At 66.5% G+C, this 19,961-nt stretch carries 16 protein-coding genes and 5 tRNA genes; 1 reads left to right on the top strand and 20 read right to left on the bottom strand.

Features of this window, described 5'->3' with window-relative positions; all coding sequences use genetic code 11:
* Nucleotides 1–111: 111 nt before the first annotated feature.
* The 20 genes from rpoC to ACVTJA_RS20050 form a co-directional block, all read right to left on the bottom strand.
* Complete coding sequence (gene rpoC / locus ACVTJA_RS20145) at nt 112–4,323, bottom strand: DNA-directed RNA polymerase subunit beta' (RefSeq protein ID WP_465838349.1); 4,212 nt, start codon at nt 4,321–4,323, stop codon at nt 112–114.
* A 131-nt stretch (nt 4,324–4,454) separates the two neighbouring features.
* Nucleotides 4,455–8,684, bottom strand: coding sequence for a DNA-directed RNA polymerase subunit beta (gene rpoB, locus ACVTJA_RS20140; protein ID WP_465838347.1), 4,230 nt, complete (start codon nt 8,682–8,684; stop codon nt 4,455–4,457).
* A 177-nt stretch (nt 8,685–8,861) separates the two neighbouring features.
* Entirely contained in the window at nt 8,862–9,239 is a 378-nt protein-coding gene (rplL, locus tag ACVTJA_RS20135; RefSeq protein WP_465838345.1) for a 50S ribosomal protein L7/L12, read from the bottom strand.
* Between the two features lie 102 nt (nt 9,240–9,341).
* A complete protein-coding gene (gene rplJ, locus ACVTJA_RS20130) occupies nt 9,342–9,863 on the bottom strand; it encodes a 50S ribosomal protein L10 (protein WP_465838343.1) in 522 nt (173 codons plus the stop codon).
* A gap of 390 nt (nt 9,864–10,253) precedes the next feature.
* Nucleotides 10,254–10,967, bottom strand: a complete 714-nt coding sequence (rplA, locus tag ACVTJA_RS20125) for a 50S ribosomal protein L1 (RefSeq protein WP_465838341.1) — start codon at nt 10,965–10,967, stop codon at nt 10,254–10,256.
* A gap of 37 nt (nt 10,968–11,004) precedes the next feature.
* On the bottom strand, nt 11,005–11,451 hold the full coding sequence (gene rplK / locus ACVTJA_RS20120) for a 50S ribosomal protein L11 (protein WP_044186078.1): 447 nt from the start codon (nt 11,449–11,451) through the stop codon (nt 11,005–11,007).
* A gap of 147 nt (nt 11,452–11,598) precedes the next feature.
* Nucleotides 11,599–12,141, bottom strand: a complete 543-nt coding sequence (gene nusG, locus ACVTJA_RS20115; protein WP_169350808.1) for a transcription termination/antitermination protein NusG — start codon at nt 12,139–12,141, stop codon at nt 11,599–11,601.
* Nucleotides 12,141–12,584, bottom strand: a complete 444-nt coding sequence (secE, locus tag ACVTJA_RS20110) for a preprotein translocase subunit SecE (protein ID WP_465838339.1) — start codon at nt 12,582–12,584, stop codon at nt 12,141–12,143. The genes nusG and secE overlap by 1 nt, the downstream gene beginning before the upstream one ends.
* A gap of 99 nt (nt 12,585–12,683) precedes the next feature.
* A tRNA-Trp gene (locus tag ACVTJA_RS20105) sits at nt 12,684–12,759 on the bottom strand.
* 24 nt (nt 12,760–12,783) lie between these two features.
* Nucleotides 12,784–12,948, bottom strand: a complete 165-nt coding sequence (gene rpmG, locus ACVTJA_RS20100) for a 50S ribosomal protein L33 (protein WP_011553120.1) — start codon at nt 12,946–12,948, stop codon at nt 12,784–12,786.
* Between the two features lie 102 nt (nt 12,949–13,050).
* Entirely contained in the window at nt 13,051–14,241 is a 1,191-nt protein-coding gene (gene tuf, locus ACVTJA_RS20095; RefSeq protein WP_465838336.1) for an elongation factor Tu, read from the bottom strand.
* A gap of 18 nt (nt 14,242–14,259) precedes the next feature.
* Nucleotides 14,260–14,335 (bottom strand) — tRNA-Thr (locus ACVTJA_RS20090).
* A gap of 26 nt (nt 14,336–14,361) precedes the next feature.
* Nucleotides 14,362–14,437, bottom strand: a tRNA-Gly gene (locus ACVTJA_RS20085).
* 9 nt (nt 14,438–14,446) lie between these two features.
* Nucleotides 14,447–14,529: transfer RNA gene (locus ACVTJA_RS20080), tRNA-Tyr, on the bottom strand.
* A 75-nt stretch (nt 14,530–14,604) separates the two neighbouring features.
* Nucleotides 14,605–14,677, bottom strand: a tRNA-Thr gene (locus ACVTJA_RS20075).
* Between the two features lie 136 nt (nt 14,678–14,813).
* Nucleotides 14,814–15,731, bottom strand: a complete 918-nt coding sequence (rlmB, locus tag ACVTJA_RS20070) for a 23S rRNA (guanosine(2251)-2'-O)-methyltransferase RlmB (protein WP_465838334.1) — start codon at nt 15,729–15,731, stop codon at nt 14,814–14,816.
* Nucleotides 15,732–15,737: 6 nt separating this feature from the next.
* Nucleotides 15,738–16,187, bottom strand: a complete 450-nt coding sequence (locus ACVTJA_RS20065; RefSeq protein ID WP_465838332.1) for a hypothetical protein — start codon at nt 16,185–16,187, stop codon at nt 15,738–15,740.
* A gap of 65 nt (nt 16,188–16,252) precedes the next feature.
* Nucleotides 16,253–17,251 carry an ATP-grasp domain-containing protein gene (locus ACVTJA_RS20060; protein ID WP_465838330.1) on the bottom strand — a complete coding sequence of 333 codons (999 nt, stop codon included), beginning with the start codon at nt 17,249–17,251 and terminating at the stop codon, nt 16,253–16,255.
* 81 nt (nt 17,252–17,332) lie between these two features.
* Nucleotides 17,333–18,583: an adventurous gliding motility lipoprotein CglB gene (gene cglB, locus ACVTJA_RS20055; protein ID WP_465838328.1), complete on the bottom strand. Its 1,251-nt coding sequence runs from the start codon at nt 18,581–18,583 to the stop codon at nt 17,333–17,335.
* A 243-nt stretch (nt 18,584–18,826) separates the two neighbouring features.
* Nucleotides 18,827–19,219, bottom strand: coding sequence for a DsrE family protein (locus tag ACVTJA_RS20050; protein WP_465838326.1), 393 nt, complete (start codon nt 19,217–19,219; stop codon nt 18,827–18,829).
* A 146-nt stretch (nt 19,220–19,365) separates the two neighbouring features.
* Between ACVTJA_RS20050 and ACVTJA_RS20045 the strand changes: the two genes are divergently transcribed.
* Entirely contained in the window at nt 19,366–19,944 is a 579-nt protein-coding gene (locus ACVTJA_RS20045) for a HEAT repeat domain-containing protein (protein WP_465838324.1), read from the top strand.
* The last annotated feature ends 17 nt before the right edge of the window (nt 19,945–19,961 follow it).

Genomic DNA, 19,961 nt, shown 5'->3' with positions numbered 1-19,961 from the left:
CCGGAGGACAATTCGGGAAAGGCCGGACAAAAAGAAAACCGCCGCCCCGGTACGAATACCGGGACGGCGGCAGGATTCAGCGGGACGCCCCTTCAGGCGGCCGGGCGGGCACTAGGCGGCGCCGGTCGTCTGGGTGCCTTCCGGGCGGGCCGGAGGCGGCGTGAGGGGGCCGTCGCCGTGCGTGGCGGCGAGGGCGGCCTCCATCTCGTTGACCTCGTCGATGGGGTTGGCGACCTCGATGTCGAGGTGCTTGTAGTTCGGCAGGCCCGTGCCGGCGGGGATGAGCCGGCCCATGATGACGTTCTCCTTGAGGCCGCGCAGGTAGTCCACCTTGCCGTTGATGGCGGCCTCGGTGAGCACCTTGGTGGTCTCCTGGAAGGACGACGCCGAGATGAACGACTCGGTGGAGAGCGAGGCCTTGGTGATGCCGAGCAGCAGCGGCTCGCCCACGGCGGGACGCTTGCCCTCGGACATGACCTTCTCGTTCTCCTCCTCGAACACCCACTTCTCGACCTGCTCGTCGACGAGGAAGTTGGTGTCGCCCACGTCGGTGACGCGCACGCGGCGCAGCATCTGCCGCACGATGGTCTCGATGTGCTTGTCGTTGATCTTCACGCCCTGGAGTCGGTAGACCTCCTGCACCTCGTCCACCAGGTAGCGCGCCAGCTCCTTCTCGCCGAGCACCTTGAGGATGTCGTGCGGGTTGGCCGCGCCGTCCATCATCGCCTCGCCGGCCTTCACGCGGTCGCCGGAGTGGACGCTGATGTTCTTGCCCTTGGAGATGAGGTACTCCTTGGCCAGGTCGGTGCGCTGCTCGCCATTCACCTCGGGGGTGATGATGAGCTTGCGCTTGCCCTTGGTGTCCTTGCCGAACGACACCACGCCGTCGATTTCCGCAATCGCCGCCGCGTCCTTCGGCTTGCGCGCCTCGAAGAGCTCGGCCACGCGGGGCAGACCGCCCGTGATGTCCTTGGTCTTCGTCGTCTCGCGCGGCACCTTGGCGATGACCTCGCCCGGGTGGATTTCATCGCCGTCGTTGACGGTGATGATGGAGCCCTGCGGCAGGAAGTAGCTCGCCGGGTTCCTGGAGCTGGGCAGGTCCTTCACGTTGCCATTGGCGTCGCGGATGGTGACGCGCGGACGCGCCTCCGGGTCCTTCGACTCGATGACCGTCTTGCGGGACAGGCCCGTCACCTCGTCCAGCGTCTCGGACATGGTGACGCCTTCGATGATGTCCTCGTACCGCACGACACCACCGACCTCGGTGAGCAGCGGAATGGCGAACGGGTCCCACTCGGCCAGGAGCGTGCCCGCCTCGATGCGCTGGGTCTCCTTCACGAGGATGCGGGCGCCGTAGATGACCTGGTAGCGCTCGCGCTCGCGGCCCGAGTCGTCCACCACGACGAGCTCGCCGTTGCGGTTCATGGCCACCAGCGTGCCGTCCGTCTTCTGCACGGTGATGAGGCCCGCGAACTTCACGGTACCCGCGTAGCGGTTCTCCAGGCTGGACTGCTCCGCGCGCCGCGTCGCCGCACCACCGATGTGGAAGGTGCGCATCGTGAGCTGGGTACCCGGCTCGCCGATGGACTGCGCCGCGATGACGCCGACCGCCTCACCCACGGACACCTTGCGGCCGCGGGCCAGGTCACGGCCGTAGCACTCCACGCAGATGCCGCGCTTGGCCTGGCACGTGAGCACCGAGCGGATCTTCACCTTGTCCAGGCCGCTGTTCTCGATGCGGCGGACGCGGTCCTCGTCGATCTCCTCGTTGGCGCGCACCAGCACCTCGCCCGTGACGGGGTCGAGGATGTCGTCCAGGGCCACGCGGCCCAGGATGCGCTCGCCGAGCGGCTCGATGATTTCGCCGCCCTCCACCAGGGCGCCGATGAAGAGGCCGTCCATGGTGCCGCAGTCGTACTCGTTGATGATGGCGTCCTGCGCCACGTCGACGAGACGGCGGGTGAGGTAACCGGAGTTGGCCGTCTTGAGCGCCGTGTCCGCCAGGCCCTTGCGCGCGCCGTGCGTGGAGATGAAGTACTGCAGCACGGAGAGGCCTTCACGGAAGTTGGCCGTGATGGGCGTCTCGATGATTTCGCCGGACGGCTTCGCCATCAGGCCGCGCATACCCGCCAGCTGGCGGATCTGCTGGGCGCTACCACGCGCACCCGAGTCGGCCATGATGTAGATGGGGTTGAACGACGGCTGCTTGCGCGTCTCCTTCTTGCCGTCCTTCTCGCCCGTCGTCTCCTCGCCGGAGATCTGCTGCATCATCTCCTGGGCGACCTTCTCCGTCACCTCGGCCCAGATATCGATGACCTTGTTGTAGCGCTCACCGTCGGTGATGAGGCCCTCGAGGTACTGGTTCTCGATTTCGGAGACCTCCTTGCGCGCGTAGTCCAGGAACTCCTGCTTCTTCGCAGGGATGATCATGTCCTTGAGCGCGATGGAGATGCCGGCGCGGGTGGCGTTGTAGTAGCCGAGGCTGCGGACGCGGTCGGCCAGCAGCACCGTCTCCTTCTCGCCGGTGAGGCGGTAGCAGAGGTCGATGAGGCCGCCGAGCGACTTCTTGTCGAGCACCTTGTTGATGGCGTCGAAGCCCACCTTGCGCGGCACCACCTCCCACAGGAGGACGCGGCCGACAGTGGTCTCCTTGCGCTTGCCGTCGATGCGGCAGACGACCTTCGCCTGCAGGTGCACCTCGCCGTGGTCGTACGCGGCGCGCACCTCGTCCGGGGACGAGAAGATGCGGCCCTCGCCGTTGGCGAACTCGCGGGCGCGGGTCATGTAGTAGATGCCGAGCACCATGTCCTGCGTCGGGACGATGATGGGCTTGCCGTTCGCGGGGCTGAGGATGTTGTTGGTGGACATCATCAGCACGCGGGCCTCCATCTGAGCCTCGATGGAGAGCGGCACGTGCACGGCCATCTGGTCGCCGTCGAAGTCCGCGTTGAAGGCGGCGCACACCAGCGGGTGGAGCTGGATGGCCTTGCCTTCAATCAGGACGGGCTCGAAGGCCTGCATGCCCAGGCGGTGCAGCGTGGGCGCGCGGTTGAGGAGCACCGGGTGCTCGCGGATGACGTCCTCGAGGATGTCCCAGACCTCGGGACGCTCCTTCTCCACCATCTTCTTCGCGGACTTGATGGTGGTGACGTAGCCCTTCTCTTCGAGCTTGTTGTAGATGAACGGCTTGAACAGCTCGAGGGCCATGATCTTCGGCAGGCCGCACTGGTGCAGGCGCAGCTCGGGGCCCACCACGATGACGGAGCGGCCCGAGTAGTCCACGCGCTTGCCGAGCAGGTTCTGGCGGAACCGGCCCTGCTTGCCCTTGAGCATGTCCGAGAGGGACTTCAGCGGCCGCTTGTTGGGGCCGGTGATGGTCTTCCCGCGGCGGCCGTTGTCGAACAGCGCGTCCACGGCCTCCTGGAGCATCCGCTTCTCGTTGCGGATGATGATGTCCGGCGCGTTCAGCTCCTGGAGCCGCTTGAGGCGGTTGTTCCGGTTGATGACGCGGCGGTACAGGTCGTTCAGGTCGGAGGTCGCGAAGCGGCCACCGTCGAGGGGAACGAGCGGGCGCAGGTCCGGCGGAATCACCGGAATCACGTCCAGCATCATCCACTCGGGCTTGTTGCCGGAGATGCGGAAGGCCTCGGCCACCTTCAGTCGCTTGGCGTACTTCTTCCGCTTGGCCTCGCTGGAGGTCTCCCGCATGTCCTTGCGGAGCTCCTCGGAGAGCTTGTCCACGTCCAGCGCCTTGAGCATCTCGCGGACGGCCTCGCCGCCCATGCCCGCGGTGAAGGAGTCCTCACCGTGCTCCTGGTAGAGCCGGTGCATCTTCTCCTCGCTGATGAGCTCGCCGCGCTGCAGCGGCGTCGCCTTCGGGTCGAGGACGATGTAGCTCTCGCAGTAGAGGACCTTCTCCAGCTCCTTCAGGGTGATGTCGAGCAGGTTGCCGATTCGGCTCGGCAGCGACTTGAGGAACCAGATGTGGGCCACCGGCGTGGCCAGGGTGATGTGGCCCAGGCGCTCACGGCGCACCTTGGACTGGATGACCTCGACGCCGCACTTCTCACACACCACGCCCCGGTGCTTCATGCGCTTGTACTTGCCGCAGTTGCACTCGTAGTCCTTCACCGGCCCGAAGATGCGGGCGCAGAAGAGGCCGTCACGCTCGGGCTTGAACGTGCGGTAGTTGATCGTCTCGGGCTTCTTCACCTCGCCATGGGACCACTGGCGGATCTTGTCGGGCGACGCCAGCGCGATGCGGATGGCGTTGAACGACAGCGGGTCCTTGGGCTTCTCGAAGAAGTTGAAAATGTCCTTCACGTTGCCTCCGAAATCTCGTTGGGCGGCCCCCACCGGGGCTGCCAGCTGATTCGGGCCCCCGCCCCGACCCGGCCGCGCCCTCCCCTTCACAGGAGAGGCGGGCGGCCGGTCAGGCGGGCGCTCCGGCTAAATCAGGCCTCGGTCCCCGTCTTGCTGCGCTCCTCGCCGTCACCGCCGCCGAGGAAGTCGCCGCCGAAGCTGCGCTGCCGCTCCGGCGGAGCGCTCTCCAGCAGCTCCACGTCGAGCGCCAGGGACTGGAGCTCCTTGAGGAGCACGTTGAACGACTCGGGCAGGCCGCTCTCGAGGACGTTGTCGCCCTTGACGATGGCCTCGTACATGCGCGTGCGGCCCACCACGTCGTCCGACTTGACGGTGAGGAACTCCTGCAGCGTGTACGCCGCGCCGTAGGCCTCCATCGCCCAGACTTCCATCTCGCCCAGACGCTGACCGCCGAACTGGGCCTTGCCGCCCAGGGGCTGCTGCGTGACGAGCGAGTAGGGCCCGATGGAGCGCGCGTGGATCTTCTCGTCCACCAGGTGGTGCAGCTTCAGCATGTACATGACGCCCACGGTGACGTTCTGGTCGAACGGCTCACCGGTGCGCCCGTCGAAGAGCACCATCTGGCCCGTGCGCGGCAGGTGGCCCTCGTCCAGCAGCTTGTGGATCTCCAGCTCGTGGGCGCCGTCGAACACCGGCGTGGCCACGTGGATGCCGCGCTTGGAGCGGCGGCACAGCTGGACGATCTCCTCGTCGCTGAGGGAGTCGAGGAACTCGCCGAACTTCGGGTCGTCGTAGATGACCTTGAGCCGCTCCTTGATGGCCGCGGAGCTCCAGTTGGCCTCCACGTACTGCTGGAGCGCCTCGCCGGTGCCCTTGGCCGCCCAGCCCAGGTGCGTCTCGAGGATCTGCCCGATGTTCATGCGGCTGGGCACGCCGAGCGGGTTGAGGACGATGTCCACCGGACGCCCGTCCTCCAGGTACGGCATGTCCTCCTCGGGGAGGATGCGGGACACGACGCCCTTGTTTCCGTGGCGGCCGGCCATCTTGTCGCCCACGGCCAGCTTGCGCTTGATGGCGACGTACACCTTCACCATCTTGATGACGCCCGGCGGCAGCTCGTCGCCCTTCTTGATGCGGGCAATCTTCTCGCCGAAGGCCAGCTTCACGGCCTCCTTCGTCTCCTCCAGGTTGCGGAGGATGTCGCGCAGGCGGGAGTCGAGCGGGTCGCCCACGGAGATCTCACCCCAGTACTTGTAGGGCACCGTGGTCAGCAGCTCGTCGTTGAGGATGTCCCCCTTCTTCAGGAGGATCTTCCCCTTGTCGTCCACGAGCTTGCCCTGGACCTCCTTGCCGCGCACCAGCGCGCGGATGCGGCCGAAGGCGCTGTCCTGGAGGACCTTGATCTCGTCGTTCTGGTCCTTGAGGAGCTTCGCCTCCTCCATCGACTCGATCTGCTTGGCGCGCTCGTCCTTCTCCACGCCCTTGCGGCTGAACACCTTGGCGTTGATGACGGTGCCCACCACGCCCGGCGGCACGCGCAGGGAGCTGTCGCGCACGTCGCCGGCCTTCTCGCCGAAGATTGCGCGCAGCAGCTTCTCTTCCGGAGACAGCTGCGTCTCACCCTTCGGGGTGATCTTGCCCACCAGCACGTCGCCGGGCTTCACCTCGGCGCCGATGCGGATGATGCCGCTCTCGTCGAGGTCCTTGAGGGCCTCCTCACCCACGTTCGGGATGTCGCGGGTGATCTCCTCCTTGCCCAGCTTGGTGTCGCGCGCGATGCACTCGAACTCCTCGATGTGGATCGACGTGAAGACGTCGTCCTTGAGGATGCGCTCGCTGATGAGGATGGAGTCCTCGAAGTTGTAGCCCTGCCACGGCATGAACGCGACGACGACGTTCTGCCCCAGCGCCAGCTCACCCGTCTCGGTGGCCGGGCCGTCGGCGATGACGTCACCCTTCCTCACCTTGTCGCCCTTGCTGACGATGGGCTTCTGGTTGAGGCAGGTGTTCTGGTTGGAGCGCTGGTACTTGAGGAGGTTGTAGATGTCGACCTCGCTCGTCACGTCGCTCAGGTTGGCCGGCACGTCGGCCTTCACCACGATGCGGCCGGCGTCCACGCTCTCCACCACACCGTCACGGCGGGCCACGCACGTCACGCCCGAGTCGCGCGCGACGATGGCCTCGATGCCCGTGCCCACCAGCGGAGCCGCGGTGCGCAGCAGGGGCACCGCCTGACGCTGCATGTTGGAGCCCATGAGCGCGCGGTTCGCGTCGTCGTTCTCCAGGAACGGGATGAGCGACGCGGCCACCGACACCAGCTGGTTCGGGGACACGTCCATCAGGTCCACGTCCTCGGCGCGAGCCTGGACGAACTCACCGCCGCGGCGGCTGGACACCAGCGGGTTGGCGAACTTGCCCTTCTTGTCCGTCTCCGCGTTGGCCTGGGCGATGGTGTGCTTCTCCTCCTCCAGCGCCGAGTAGAAGGCCACGTCGGTCGTCACCGTGCCCGCCTCCACCTTGCGGTACGGCGTTTCCACGAAGCCGAACTCGTTGACGCGCGCGTAGGTGGACAGCGACGCGATGAGGCCGATGTTCGGGCCTTCCGGCGTCTCGATGGGGCAGATGCGGCCGTAGTGCGTCGGGTGCACGTCGCGCACCTCGAAGCCCGCGCGCTCGCGGGTGAGGCCGCCGGGCCCGAGGGCGGACAGACGACGCTTGTGCGTCACCTCGGACAGGGGGTTCGTCTGGTCCATGAACTGCGACAGCTGGCTGGACCCGAAGAACTCCTTGATGACCGCCGTGACGGGCTTGGCGTTGATGAGGTCGTGCGGCATGAGCGTCTCGATCTCCTGGAGGCTCATGCGCTCCTTGATCGCCCGCTCCATGCGCACCAGGCCGATGCGGTACTGGTTCTCCAGCAGCTCGCCCACCGCGCGGACGCGGCGGTTGCCCAGGTGGTCGATGTCGTCGATGGTGCCCTTGCCGTTCTTCAGGTCGATCAGGTAGCGGATCACCTCGAGGATGTCCCGCTTCGTGAGGATCTGCCCGTCGAGCGGCTCTTCGAGGCCGAACTTGAAGTTCAGCTTGAGGCGGCCGACCTTGGACAGGTCGTAGCGCTCGGGGTTGAAGAACAGATTGGTGAACAGGTTGATGGCCGTCTCGGGCGTCGGAGGATCGCCCGGGCGCAGGCGCCGGTAGATCTCCATGATGGCCTGCTCGGGCGTCTCGATCTTGTCCAGCATCAACGTCTCACGCAGGTACGGACCCACGTTGAGGTTGTCGATGAAGAGGACCTTGAACTCCTTGATGTTGCGCTTGAGGAGCTCGTCGACCTTGTCCTGGGAGACCTCCTCGTTGCACTCGAGGATGACCTCGCCCGTGTTCTCGTCCACCACGTCGTAGGCGGACACCTTGGTGAAGAGCTCGTCCGCGTCGATGGGGAGCGTCTTCATCTTCGCCGCTTCCAGCTTCTTGATGGCGGCGCGGGTGAACTTGCGGTTCTTCTTGACGATGAGCTCGCCCGTCTTGGTCTTGATGTCGCGCGTGGCGCGCTGGCCGGGGAGCAACTCGAGCTCGACGCTCTTCTCGAAGTCCTGCGCGCTCTGGAGGTAGATGGTCTCCGTCGCGTAGTAGTAGTTCAGGATCTCCTCGGTGGAGCCCTTGAACTCGAGCGGGTTCTTCTTCGCGGTGTCGCCGACGGCGCCGAGGGCGCGGATGAGCACCGTGGCCGGCAGCTTGCGGCGCCGGTCGATGCGCACGTACAGCAGGTCCTTGTGGTCGAACTCGAAGTCGATCCACGAACCGCGGTAGGGAATGATGCGGGCGTTGTAGAGCAGCTTGCCGGACGAGTGGCTCTTGCCCTTGTCGTGGTCGAAGAAGGCACCCGGGCTGCGGTGCAGCTGGCTGACGACCACGCGCTCCGTGCCGTTGATGATGAAGGTGCCGTTCTGGGTCATCAGCGGGATTTCGCCGAAGTAGACCTCCTGCTCCTTCACGTCACGGATGGACTGAGCGCCGGTCTCCTCGTCCTTGTCCCAGACGACCAGGCGCACGACGACCTTGATGGGCGCCGAGTAGGTCATGCCACGCTGGTGGCACTCATCGACGTCGTACTTCGGCTTCTCCAGGTGATAGCTGACGAACTCCAGCGAGGAGGTCTCGTTGAAGTCGCGAATCGGAAAGACGGACTTGAAAACACCCTGAAGACCGATGTCCTCACGCTTCTCCGGCGCGATGTCCGCCTGGAGGAACTTCTCGTAGGACTGCTTCTGGATGTTGATGAGATTGGGAATGTCGATGATCTTCGCGATCTTCGCGAAGGTCTTCCGCACGCGGAAATTGTTCTGGATCTGCGTCGGCATTCTGGCTCCGGGGACGACTGCTCGGGCGGGCAAACATCAGTAACGCGCGGCGGCGCCGGGAAATTACTAACTGTCAAATGGGCAAAGCCGGCGACCCCTTGCTGGGAGCGCCGGCCTGCTCATCCGGTCAGGAGGCTGCCTGGAAATTCCCGGAAAACCGGGCAGCCCCTGTAGGAACTACTTGATGTCGACGGTGGCGCCAGCCGCGGTGAGCTGGTCCTTGATCTTCTTGGCGTCGTCCTTGTTGACGCCCTCCTTGACCGTCTTGGGCGCGCCCTCGACCAGGTCCTTGGCCTCCTTCAGGCCCAGGCCGGTGATGGCGCGGATCTCCTTGATGACGTTGATCTTGTTGGCGCCGGCGTTGGCCAGCACCACCGTGAACTCCGTCTTCTCCTCGACGGGAGCGGCGGCGGCACCACCACCGGCCGGGCCGGCGGCCACGGCGACGGCAGCGGCGGAGACGCCCCACTTGGACTCGAGCTGCTTCACCAGCTCCGCCGCCTCCATGACGGTCAGCGCGGAAAGCTGGTCAACAATCGCATTCAGGTCAGCCATTGAACTGTGTCCTTCTGGTTTCGACTAACGGCCTGCTCGCCCGGAGGAGAGCAACGGCCGAAGAGGTGTTGGTAGGAAAACTTCTCGGATGGAGTAGTGAAACTACCCCTGGGCCTTCTCCGCGTGGGCCTGCATGACCCGCGCGAGCTGGGAACCGGGAGCCGCGATGGTCCGGACCAGCTTGCCTGCCGGCTGGTTCAGCATGCCCAGCAGCTGGGCGCGCAGCTCCGGCAGACCCGGCATCTTCGCCAGGGCCTTCACGCCGTTGACGTCGACCTTCTTCCCGTCGACGACGGCGGTGCGGATCTTGATCTTGTCCTCGAGGTCCTTCGTGAACTCGGTCAGGATCTTGGCCGGGGCAACCACATCACCGTAGCTGATGCACAGGGCCACGGGGCCCGTGAAGTCATCGGCGATGACCGCAACGGACGTGCCCTGCGCCGCACGGCGCGCCAGCGTGTTCTTGATGACCTTGTACTCGACGCCGCCCTCGCGGAACTTCTTGCGGAGCTTCGTCACCGTCTCCACATCCACCTTGGAGAACTCGGCGACGATGGCCGTCTTGGTCCGCGAGAACTTCTCGTGGAGCTCACTGATCATCTCTTCCTTCTCGCTCTTCAGCACTTTGACTCACCTCCTTACTGGCCCGCCCTCGTGGGACGGGCGTGATGCCTGGGCCAAAGTGGCAGAGCGAGAGGGGGCCTCCGAGAGGCACCACACCGCACCCTCAGTCTCGGCAGGGCTGACCTTACGGTCGTTTGAACCCGGGGTGGAAAGTACGGCCCGACCGGTTGCCCGGTTCCCAACGGGATGCGTACCTTCTCCCCTGGTCCCTGCTGTCATGAACCAGGTCGGATTGCCGCGTCTCGCGACGTGGCGCTCCAATTGCAAAAGCCGGGGGCCTATACCCCCGGCTTCAGCAAAGATCCAGAACTTTCGAACCTGTGACGTCAGGCAGTGGCTGGGTCTGACAGCCCCTTCCGGGGTCAGACCCTTCCCTGCCCTCCAGGGCGCCTAGCGGTGGCGCGCCAGGATTTCCGTGGTGTCGAGCTTGATGCCCGGCCCCATGGTGGTCGAGATGGCGATGCCCTTCAGGTACACGCCCTTGGCGGTGGCCGGCTTGAGCTTCATCACCAGGTCCACCAGGGTGTTGAAGTTGGCCTCGAGCTTGTCCTGGGCGAAGGAAGCCTTGCCCATCTTCGCGTGGACGATACCGGCCTTCTCGGCGCGGAAGTCCACCTTACCGCCCTTGGCGTCGCGAACGGCCTTGGCGACATCCATGGTGACCGTGCCCACCTTCGGGTTGGGCATGAGGCCGCGGGGGCCGAGCACCTTACCGAGGCGACCGACGATACCCATCATGTCCGGGGTGGCGATGACGGTGTCGAAGTCGAGGAAGCCCTCCTCGATGCGCTTCTGGAGGTCCTCGGCGCCGACGATGTCCGCGCCAGCGTTGCCGGCCTCCGTCGCGCGCTCGCCCTTGGCGAACACGGCCACGCGCACGGTGGCGCCGGTGCCGTGCGGGAGCACCACGGCGCCACGGACCATCTGGTCCGCGTGCTTCGGGTCCACACCCAGGTTGATGGCCACGTCGACCGTCTGGTCATACTTCGTGGCGCGAGCCTCGACGCTCTTCTTCAGGAGCGCGAAGCCCTCGGAGACCGGGTAACGCTTCTCGCGGTCCACCAGCGCGGCAGCCGCACGGAACTTCTTCCCATTCTGAGCCATGACAGAAATCCTTGTCGTGAAGGGGGTTGGCGGCGGCCTAGCCGACGACGTCGATACCCATGGAGCGCGCGGTGCCGGCAATGGTGTTCATGCAGGCCTCGAGCGACGCGGCGGTGGTGTCCTGAATCTTCTTCTTGGCGATCTCCTCGAGCTGCTTCCGGGTGATCTGCCCCACCTTCTCCTTGCCCGGCTTCTTGGCGCCCGAGCCCTTCTTCTTCTCGGTGTGCAGACCCGCCGCCTTCTTGATGAGGATGGCCGCGGGAGGCGTCTTCAGGATGAACGTGAAGGAGCGGTCCTGGTACACCGTGATGATGACCGGGATGATGAGGCCTTCCTTGGCCTCCGCCTGCGTCTTGGCGTTGAACTGCTTGCAGAACTCCATGATGTTCACGCCCTGCTGACCGAGCGCGGGGCCGATCGGCGGAGCGGGGTTCGCCTTGCCGGCGGGAATCTGCAGCTTGACCTGTCCTGTGACCTTCTTCATCGGCTGACGACTGCCTTTCGAGGGGGTGGTACCAACGGGCCTCCAGACGGGAAGGCCCTCCCACCCATGGTTCCGTGCCCTTCACGGGCGCGGAAAAACGAACGCGGCGCGTCCTACACCGAGGACGCGCCGCGAACAACAGCTGAGCTAGCCGGTGGTCTTCTCCACCTGCATGAAGTCCAGTTCCACGGGGGTGGCGCGGCCGAAGATGCTCACCAGCACCTTCACACGGCCCTTCTCCGCGTTGACCTCCTCGACGGTGCCGTTGAAGTTGGCGAACGGGCCGTCGATGACGCGCACCGTGTCGCCCTCGTCGAACTGCACCTTGGGCTTCGGCTTGAGCGTGCCCTCGGAGATCTGCGACGTGAGCCGGGCCACCTCCTGGTCGGAGATGGGCAGCGGGTTCTGGTTCTGCGCCGTCCCGGGGAAACCCGTAATCTTCGGCGTGTTCTTCACCAGGTGGAGCGTCCGGTCATTCAGCTCCATCTGTACGAAGATGTAGCCGGGGAAGAACTTGCGGCGAGACGTCTTCTTCTCGCCCTTCACCATCTCGACGACCTGCTCCATTGGAATCAGGATTTCGCCGAACTGGTCCTGGAGCCCCTCGAGACGGATCTTCTCCTCCAGGCTCTTCTTCGCCTGGTTCTCGAAGTTCGAGTAGGTGTGGACCACGTACCATTTCATCGCCATTACAGCTTCCCCCACACGGCGGGCAGCCACTCCACCATCAAGTTGTACGCGATGGTGTCGATGAAGAAGAGAAGGACCGCGGCCACGAGCGAGGCGACGACCACGGCCATGGTCGACGTCCGGGTCTCCGACCAGGTAGGCCAGGTGACCTTCATCAACTCCGAGGCCACGTCGATGGAGAGCGCGTGGGTGCGCGGATGGAAGTACGCACCGACGGCAATACCCACGGCGAGCAGGTAGCCAATCAGCGTGGACACCTTCCAGTCCATGCCCTCGATGAGGATGGGGTCGCCCCAGCCGAACCGAGCCCACAGCAACCCGAAGACGCGCTCCAGGAAGAGGGCCAGGATGATGCCGGCGAGGAGATAGAAGATGACCACGAGCCGCTTCGGGTCCATCGCCGAGCGGTTAGCCTGCTGGCTGGCCTCTGATGCCGTCGCCATGGTGCCTCACGGGGTACTGCGGATGCGAAACGTGGGACTGCGAAAACACAGGAACCCCCGGTACCTCCAGGTACCGGGGGCCCCGCTCCCACTGAGAGTTGGCAGGCCAGGAGGGATTCGAACCCCCAACACGCGGATTTGGAGACCGCTGCTCTACCGTTGGAGCTACTGGCCTAGAACCTTCCCTGGAACTACCGACCTAGACCTTACCTTCCTTGTGGTCCTGATGCTTGCGGCAACGAGGGCAGAACTTGCTCAGCTCGAGCTTGTCCTGGCTCTTCCGCTTGTTCTTCGTGGTCGTGTAGTTCCGCTCCTTGCACACAGTGCACTCGAGCGAAATGATGGAACGATTGCCCTTCGGCATGACCTACCTCACCAGATACGAGAGGGGAAGGCTACCATGAAGGAGCCCTCCCCTCAGAATCGGGACTGTTGAGCCCGGCAGCCCCAGGGCCGCCCAGGCAAGTTACTCGATGATCTCGGCCACGACGCCGGCGCCCACGGTACGGCCGCCCTCACGGACAGCGAAGCGGAGCTCCTTCTCCATGGCCACCGGGGTGATGAGCTCCACCTCGATGGCGATGTTGTCGCCCGGCATCACCATCTCCACGTTGTCCGGCAGCTTCACCGTGCCCGTCACGTCCGTGGTGCGGAAGTAGAACTGGGGACGGTAGCCCTTGAAGAACGGGGTGTGACGGCCACCCTCCTCCTTCGACAGCACGTAGATCTGCGCCTTGAACTTGGTGTGCGGAGTGATGCTGCCCGGCTTGGCCAGCACCTGGCCACGCTCCAGGTCCTCACGCTTCAGGCCGCGCACCAGCGCGCCGATGTTGTCGCCCGCCATGCCCTCGTCCAGCAGCTTGCGGAACATCTCCACGCCCGTCACCACCGTCTTCTGCGTGGGACGCAGGCCGACCACCTCGACCTCCTCGCCCACCTTGATCTTGCCGCGCTCCACGCGGCCGGTGGCCACGGTGCCACGGCCGGCGATGGAGAACACGTCCTCCACCGGCATCAGGAAGGGCTTGTCGGTGGCGCGCACCGGGGTGGGGATGTAGCTGTCCACCGCCTCCATCAGCTTCAGGATGGACGGCTCGCCGATGTCGCTGGTGTCACCCTCGAGCGCCTTGAGCGCCGAGCCGGGGATGATGGGGATGGTGTCGCCGGGGAACTCGTACTTCTTCAGCAGGTCCCGGACCTCCATCTCCACGAGCTCGCGCAGCTCGGGGTCGTCCAGCATGTCCACCTTGTTCAGGAAGACGACGATGTAGGGCACGCCGACCTGGCGGGCCAGGAGGATGTGCTCACGCGTCTGGGGCATCGGGCCGTCGGCCGCGGACACCACCAGGATGGCGCCGTCCATCTGCGCCGCGCCGGTAATCATGTTCTTGACGTAGTCGGCGTGGCCCGGGCAGTCGACGTGGGCGTAGTGCCGGTTCTTCGTCTGGTACTCCACGTGCGCGGTGGAGATGGTAATTCCGCGCTCACGCTCCTCCGGCGCCTTGTCGATCTGGTCGTACGCCATGAACGTGGCGCCGCCCGTCTTCGCCAGCACCTTCGTGATGGCGGCCGTCAGCGACGTCTTGCCGTGGTCCACGTGTCCGATCGTGCCGATGTTCACGTGGGGCTTGTTACGCTCGAACTTCTCCTTGGCCATGACACTCCTCTAAATAAATGGAGCCCTGAACCAGGATTGAACTGGTGACCTCATCCTTACCAAGGATGCGCTCTGCCAACTGAGCTATCAGGGCTTGGCGATGCTGTGGACTACAACGGTTGGAGCGGGAAATGGGATTCGAACCCACGACATTCAGCTTGGAAGGCTGACGCTCTACCAACTGAGCTATTCCCGCATTGCCGAGTGGAGGGAGGTGGATTCGAACCACCGAAGGCGTGCGCCGGCAGATTTACAGTCTGCTCCCTTTGGCCGCTTGGGTATCCCTCCATATTCGTTTGTCACCTGCTGCTACAGCACCTGCGACTGCTGTCCCGGGCCCTCATCCGCGGCCCCGTCCTGCTTGGCCGGCGGCGGGACTTGAACCCGCGACCTACTGATTACAAATCAGTTGCTCTACCGACTGAGCTACACCGGCACGCATCCGGTTGCCACCACCCACTCGCCCGACCCCGACTACAGCGGAACCGTCGACCACCCGGCACCGCCTTGAGAGGGGCGCCCTTTTAGAAGTCCCCTTCGCCCAAGTCAAGGACATTGATCCCGGGCGCCGGCTACCGAACGGGCGTACTGCCCCGCTGGCGGGCGACCTCGTATAGCAGAATGCCCGCCGAAACGGACGCATTCAGTGAACCGACCTGACCAGTCATCGGAATCCTGAGCCGGAAGTCGCAGTGCTTCAGGACGCCTTCCCGGACGCCTGCCCCCTCGGCCCCCACGACCAGGGCCAGGGGCCCGTCCAGCCGGGCTCTCCACATGGGCTCGGTGGCGTCCACGTCCGCCGCCGCCACCCACAGGCCGGCTTCCTTCAGCTCCTCCAGGGCCCGGGAGACATTCACCACACGGGCGATGAGGGTGTGCTCCACCGCTCCCGCCGAGGCCTTGGCCACGGTGCCCGTCACCTGCACCGCCCGGTCCTTGGCAATCACCACGCCGTGCGCGCCCAGCGCGTGCGCCGAGCGGATGATGGCGCCCAGGTTGTGCGGGTCCTGGATGCCGTCCAGCACCACCACCAGCGGAGGCCGCCCGCTGGCCTTCGCGGCCTCGAGCACGTCCGCCAGCTCCGCGTACGTGTAGCCGCGCAGCTCCACCACCACGCCCTGGTGCACGCCGCCCTCGGCCAGCGAGGCCAGGCGCTCACGCGTCACCTTCTCCACGCGGATGCCGGCGTCGCGCGCCCGGCTGAGCAGCTCTCCCGCCGCGCGGGCGCCGAGCTGGCCCTCCACCAGATAGAGGCGCTCCACCTCTTCCGGCTTCGCCCTCAGGGCCTCAAGGACGGGATTCACCCCGTAGACGAAACGCTGCTGCGACTCGGAGCTCCCGCGCCGGTCCTCGCGCCCACCCGCGCCGCGGCGGTCTTCTCGCCCATCCGCGCCGCGGCGGTCCTCACGCTCCCCTCCCCGCTCCCCACGTGCACCACCGCGCTCGCCACCACCGCGCGCATCACGACCCCGGGGAGGACGCTCTCGCATGGCCACCTAGAGGACCTCGACGGGCAGGGACACCGTCTTCTGCTGACGGGCGCAGATCTTCTCGGTGCAGATGAAGAACAGGAGCTTCGCGTCCACGCTGCCCTTGCCGGCGGCCGTCGTGGTGAACGGCACCTCGAAGCGCGGATCCACGAACTCCTGGCCGGCGGCCTTCTTCGACACCGAGTCGTCGCGGGTCAGCTTCTCCTTCGCCGGCGCCACCTGGGTGCCCTTCACCTCCAGCTTCAGCGGGGCCTCCTCGGAGACGTGGGCGCCCGGCTTCGTCTTGATGGAGAGAACGAAGACGCCCTTCTCCCCCGCCTTCACCTGCGTGGAGGAGCCCTCGGTGCTGACCTCATAGAGGCTGGTGGGGTCCACGTCCTCGGCGAGCGCCGGGGCCGCCCCGGCCAGCACGGCCATGACGGCGGCCACGGAAGTGAAGCGATGGATGCGCAGCATGAAGTCGTCTCCTGGAATCGGGTGTTGCCTATCACGCCCTGCGACGGGGGTGCCGCCCTTTCTCTTCAACCGCCACCCGCGCTCGCCTTCGGGCGGCCGTTCCCCTTCCGGCCCGGAGCCGAAGCCGGAGGAACCGGTGGAACCGGCAACACCGCCGGCGGCGTCAGATCCGGCAGGGACACCGGCGCATCGCCGGCCGCCAGCGCCTCCGCTCGCTCGATGATGAGAGTGGCCAGGTCCATGCCCGTGGCGGCTTCCATCTCCGGAAGCGCGGGAGAGCTGTTCACCTCGAAGACCTTGGGCTGGCCCTGCACGTCCAGCATGTCCACCGCCGCCACCTCCAGCCCCACGAGGCGGGTGGCCTTCTCCGCGGTGGCGCGCTGGCCCGGGGACGGCTCGATGGCCTCCAGGCGCGCGCCCTTGTTGAGGGTGTGGGCCAGCCGGCCGGCGCGCGGCTTGCGGCGCACCGCGGCCACCGCCTGCCCGCCCACCACGAGCACCCGCACGTCCTGGCCGGAGCTCTTCACGTACTCCTGCATGACGAGGTTGTGCCCCAGGCCCAGCACCGCCTCGAGCGCGGCCTCCAGGGACTGGAGGCTCTCGCACACCATGACGCCGTGCTTCTCCTGCCCCTGCAGCAGCTTCACGAGCACCGGCACGCCGCCCACCAGGCCGACCATCTCCTTGAGGTGGGCCGCGTCGCGCGCCATCACCGTGGCGGGAATGCCGATGCCGTGCGCGGACAAGAGCTGCAGCGAGCGCATCTTGTTGCGCGACTGGGCAATGGCCTGCGCGTGGTTGACGAGCGGCACGCGCGCCAGCCCGAACTGGTTCACCACCGCGAGCCCATACGTGCTGATGGACTGGGCGATGCGCGGCAGGACGACGTCCGTGGGCGCCAGCTTCTTGCGGTCGTAATAGAGGGTGGCGCTGCCACCGTCGAGGTGCATCTGCACCCGGAGCGGGTTGAGCACCCGCATCCGGTGTCCCCGGGCGCGCCCCACCTCGACGAGGCGTCGAGTGGACGGAATGGAGGCGGAGCGCGAGAGGATGGTGGCTTTCATGTGCGGAGCGGCCCTACCGGGGAGCGACGGACCTATAATCCTCGCCCCGCGCCGGGTAAAGCCGCCCCGCGGGCCGCCAGTCTAGCGCTGGCGGATTGCCCGGATCTCGATGTCGATGGGCGAGTCCGGGCTGGACGCCTTGATGCGCTCGCAGGACGAGCCGTTGAACAGCACGCCCCGGCTGTCCAGCGTCCAGGTGTTGTCACCCGTGAGGGTGCGCTCGCCGTCGATGTAGACGACGATGAGCTTGGGGTCCGAGGGGAGCTGCGAGGGGTCCAGCTTGATGAGGCAGGGCTCCGGGTTGACGACCTTCTTGCTGATGGCCTCGAGAGCCTGGGCCAGCTCCGTCTGGTTGCCCGCCTGGTAGAAGGTGCGCGAGCACAGGCGCGTCACCGGGTCGCACGGATCATTGGGGCCGCAGGACGTCTCACCCGCCTCACAGGTGCGGGCGAAGCCACCGGCGCGCGCCATGGCGTCCAGCACCGCCGGGCCATCACCCGAGGCCGTCTCCGCGCCGAAGCCGATGACGATGGTGGTGATGTTCTTGGAGGCCAGGTCGCGCACCGCCGTCACGGAGGCATCCATGTCCAGGCAGCCCCGCTTCCCCGACTGCGTGCAGCTCGTCTGGGTGCACCGGCAGAGCGAGTCGGCGGGCCCGTAGATGTTTTCCTCGTTGCAGTTGGGCAGACCGTCCGTGAGCAGCACGACGAACTGCTGGCGGTCAGTGGCCTGGAGGCCGGACAGGTCCTTCACGAAGCGCAGGCTGGTGCTCGTCGGAGTGCCACCCTTGGGACGTCCGGTTCCCGCGTTGGGAATGCCCTGGATGATGGTGTCGATGGACCTGGCGTGGTCCAGGAGCGACGCGTCGTCATCCACCGTCGGCAGGTCCTTGCGCACGGAGGTCGACGAAGCCGCCCTGCAGGACGCCGCGAGCCCGTCCTCGCCGCGCGTGTCGGGATAGGTCGTCAGGCCGAAGCGGACGAACTTGCCGCTGTCCTCGAGGAACCGCGGCACCGCGGCCTGCAGCTCCGTCCAGCGCGTGGGGCAGATGGCGGTGTTGCAGGGGTCCGACTCACCACAGATGTCCGTCGAATTGGGCAGCTTGCAGTCGGGATCCGCCGGGTTCACCGGGTCCGTCATGGAGCCGGACGTGTCCACCAGCAGCATGATGTTCGGCTTGCGGCTGCGGGCCTGGATGGTCTCTTCGACCGTCGTCTGCGCGATGGCGAGCGGCTCCACCGGCTCGAAGTCGTAGGTCTGGCAGGCCGTGGCGAGGGCAGCCGTGACGGTGCCAAAGGCCAGGGCGCTCAGGAGGGTCAACTTGGCGCGCATAGGGGATGGATTTCCTTCTGTGCTGATGGGGTCGCGGAGCTTCCGCGCGGCCGGGGGCTTCGGGGGGTACGGCGTGACGACAGCGTACCAAGTCATTCCCGCCGGAGGCTACAGCGTCGACGGATGGGTGCCCGCTCGTTCGGATGCTACTGCGACGTTACAGCGTCAGCCGATGTGCTCCGAGCGAAGGCGCCCATCACCGCCGTGTGGACGACATGCACGTCCGTCTGGAGGGCATGCGCACTACAGCGCGAGGGTGCGAGCCCCCTGCGTGAGCCGCCACAGCGAGGCCAGTCCCATCACCTCGTCCAGCGTGCCTTCCAGCTCTTCCGGGACAAAGCCGCAGATGCGCACGGTGGTGTCGCAGGCGATCAGCTTCGCGCCAAGCTGCCGCGCCTCCTCCAGCATGCGCGCGGGTGAAGGGACGCCGAGGCCCTCCGCGCGCGCCAGCTCCGCCTGCTCCTGCTCTCCCCGCGGCAGCCCGAAGGCCCCGCTGACGAGCTGCCGCAGCGCATCGAAGGCGAAGACGACGTACACCTCGTCGCCCATCGCCGCGGCGGTGATGCCCATGGAAGCGGCCTGGAACGCCGGCTCGTACGTGGCGTGCTGGAGGAAGAAGAAGACGCGTCCGGCCATGTCGGGGACATTACTACCGGGGTTCGAGTCCGGAGGGGCAATCGGCATATAACCCGGGACGTCACCCTGTCCGGGGAGCCCCCATGACGACATCCCTGCCCCCTCGTTCTGGTGCTGTGCCTTCTCGCGCCTCGCGGCGGCGATGGATGCCGGGCGCGCTCGGCGCGGCGCTGCTGCTCGTGGGCTCGGGCGTCATGGCCCGGATGAACACGCGCGCCGTGGAGCCGCCCTCCTCGTCCGCTCCGGGCTCGAATACGGAGCTGCGCGCTCGCGTGGTGGAGTTGCTGGACGCGTCGCAGGGGACGCCTCGCGAGGAGACCTGGCGTCAGTTGGGCCCCGACGTGGTGCCCGTGCTCACCGCGCTCGTCATGGACCGAGAGGCGCCCACCTCGCGGCGGGCCATGGCCCTGACGTCGCTGGCGCTGGTGGACCCGACGGGAGGCGCGGGCTCCATCCGCGAGGTGCTGGAGGATGCGCGGGCGCCGGCGGACGTGCGCGCGAGTGCCGCCACGGCGCTGGGACGCAGCCTGGGCCTCGACGCGGTCCCCACCCTGCTCGGCCGCCTGCAGGACCGGGAGGACCGCGTGCGCGAGGCCGTGGCCGTGGCGCTCGGACGGCTGGGCGGGCAGCAGGTGCGGCAGGCGTTGGAGGACCGGCTGCCCCTGGAGGAGCGGCCCCTCGTTCGCGAGGCGCTCCAGCGCGGCCTCACGCTCGTCGAGCCGTGACTTCCGGGCTCGCGTCG

This window comes from Pyxidicoccus sp. M6 (genome assembly GCF_055568925.1).
The sequence above is the reverse complement of the archived record's forward strand: the minus strand, read 5'-3'. Positions and strand labels throughout refer to the sequence as shown.

Bases quoted from the DNA above. Each gene is read 5' to 3' on its own strand.
- rpoB (WP_465838347.1), bottom strand. From the start codon at position 8,684: ATGCCGACGCAGATCCAGAACAATTTCCGCGTGCGGAAGACCTTCGCG.
- rplL (WP_465838345.1), bottom strand. From the start codon at position 9,239: ATGGCTGACCTGAATGCGATTGTTGACCAGCTTTCCGCGCTGACCGTC.
- rplA (WP_465838341.1), bottom strand. From the start codon at position 10,967: ATGGCTCAGAATGGGAAGAAGTTCCGTGCGGCTGCCGCGCTGGTGGAC.
- rplK (WP_044186078.1), bottom strand. From the start codon at position 11,451: ATGAAGAAGGTCACAGGACAGGTCAAGCTGCAGATTCCCGCCGGCAAG.
- nusG (WP_169350808.1), bottom strand. From the start codon at position 12,141: ATGGCGATGAAATGGTACGTGGTCCACACCTACTCGAACTTCGAGAAC.
- secE (WP_465838339.1), bottom strand. From the start codon at position 12,584: ATGGCGACGGCATCAGAGGCCAGCCAGCAGGCTAACCGCTCGGCGATG.
- rpmG (WP_011553120.1), bottom strand. From the start codon at position 12,948: ATGCCGAAGGGCAATCGTTCCATCATTTCGCTCGAGTGCACTGTGTGC.
- tuf (WP_465838336.1), bottom strand. From the start codon at position 14,241: ATGGCCAAGGAGAAGTTCGAGCGTAACAAGCCCCACGTGAACATCGGC.
- rlmB (WP_465838334.1), bottom strand. From the start codon at position 15,731: ATGCGAGAGCGTCCTCCCCGGGGTCGTGATGCGCGCGGTGGTGGCGAG.
- ACVTJA_RS20065 (WP_465838332.1), bottom strand. From the start codon at position 16,187: ATGCTGCGCATCCATCGCTTCACTTCCGTGGCCGCCGTCATGGCCGTG.
- ACVTJA_RS20060 (WP_465838330.1), bottom strand. From the start codon at position 17,251: ATGAAAGCCACCATCCTCTCGCGCTCCGCCTCCATTCCGTCCACTCGA.
- cglB (WP_465838328.1), bottom strand. From the start codon at position 18,583: ATGCGCGCCAAGTTGACCCTCCTGAGCGCCCTGGCCTTTGGCACCGTC.
- ACVTJA_RS20050 (WP_465838326.1), bottom strand. From the start codon at position 19,219: ATGGCCGGACGCGTCTTCTTCTTCCTCCAGCACGCCACGTACGAGCCG.
- ACVTJA_RS20045 (WP_465838324.1), top strand. From the start codon at position 19,366: ATGCCGGGCGCGCTCGGCGCGGCGCTGCTGCTCGTGGGCTCGGGCGTC.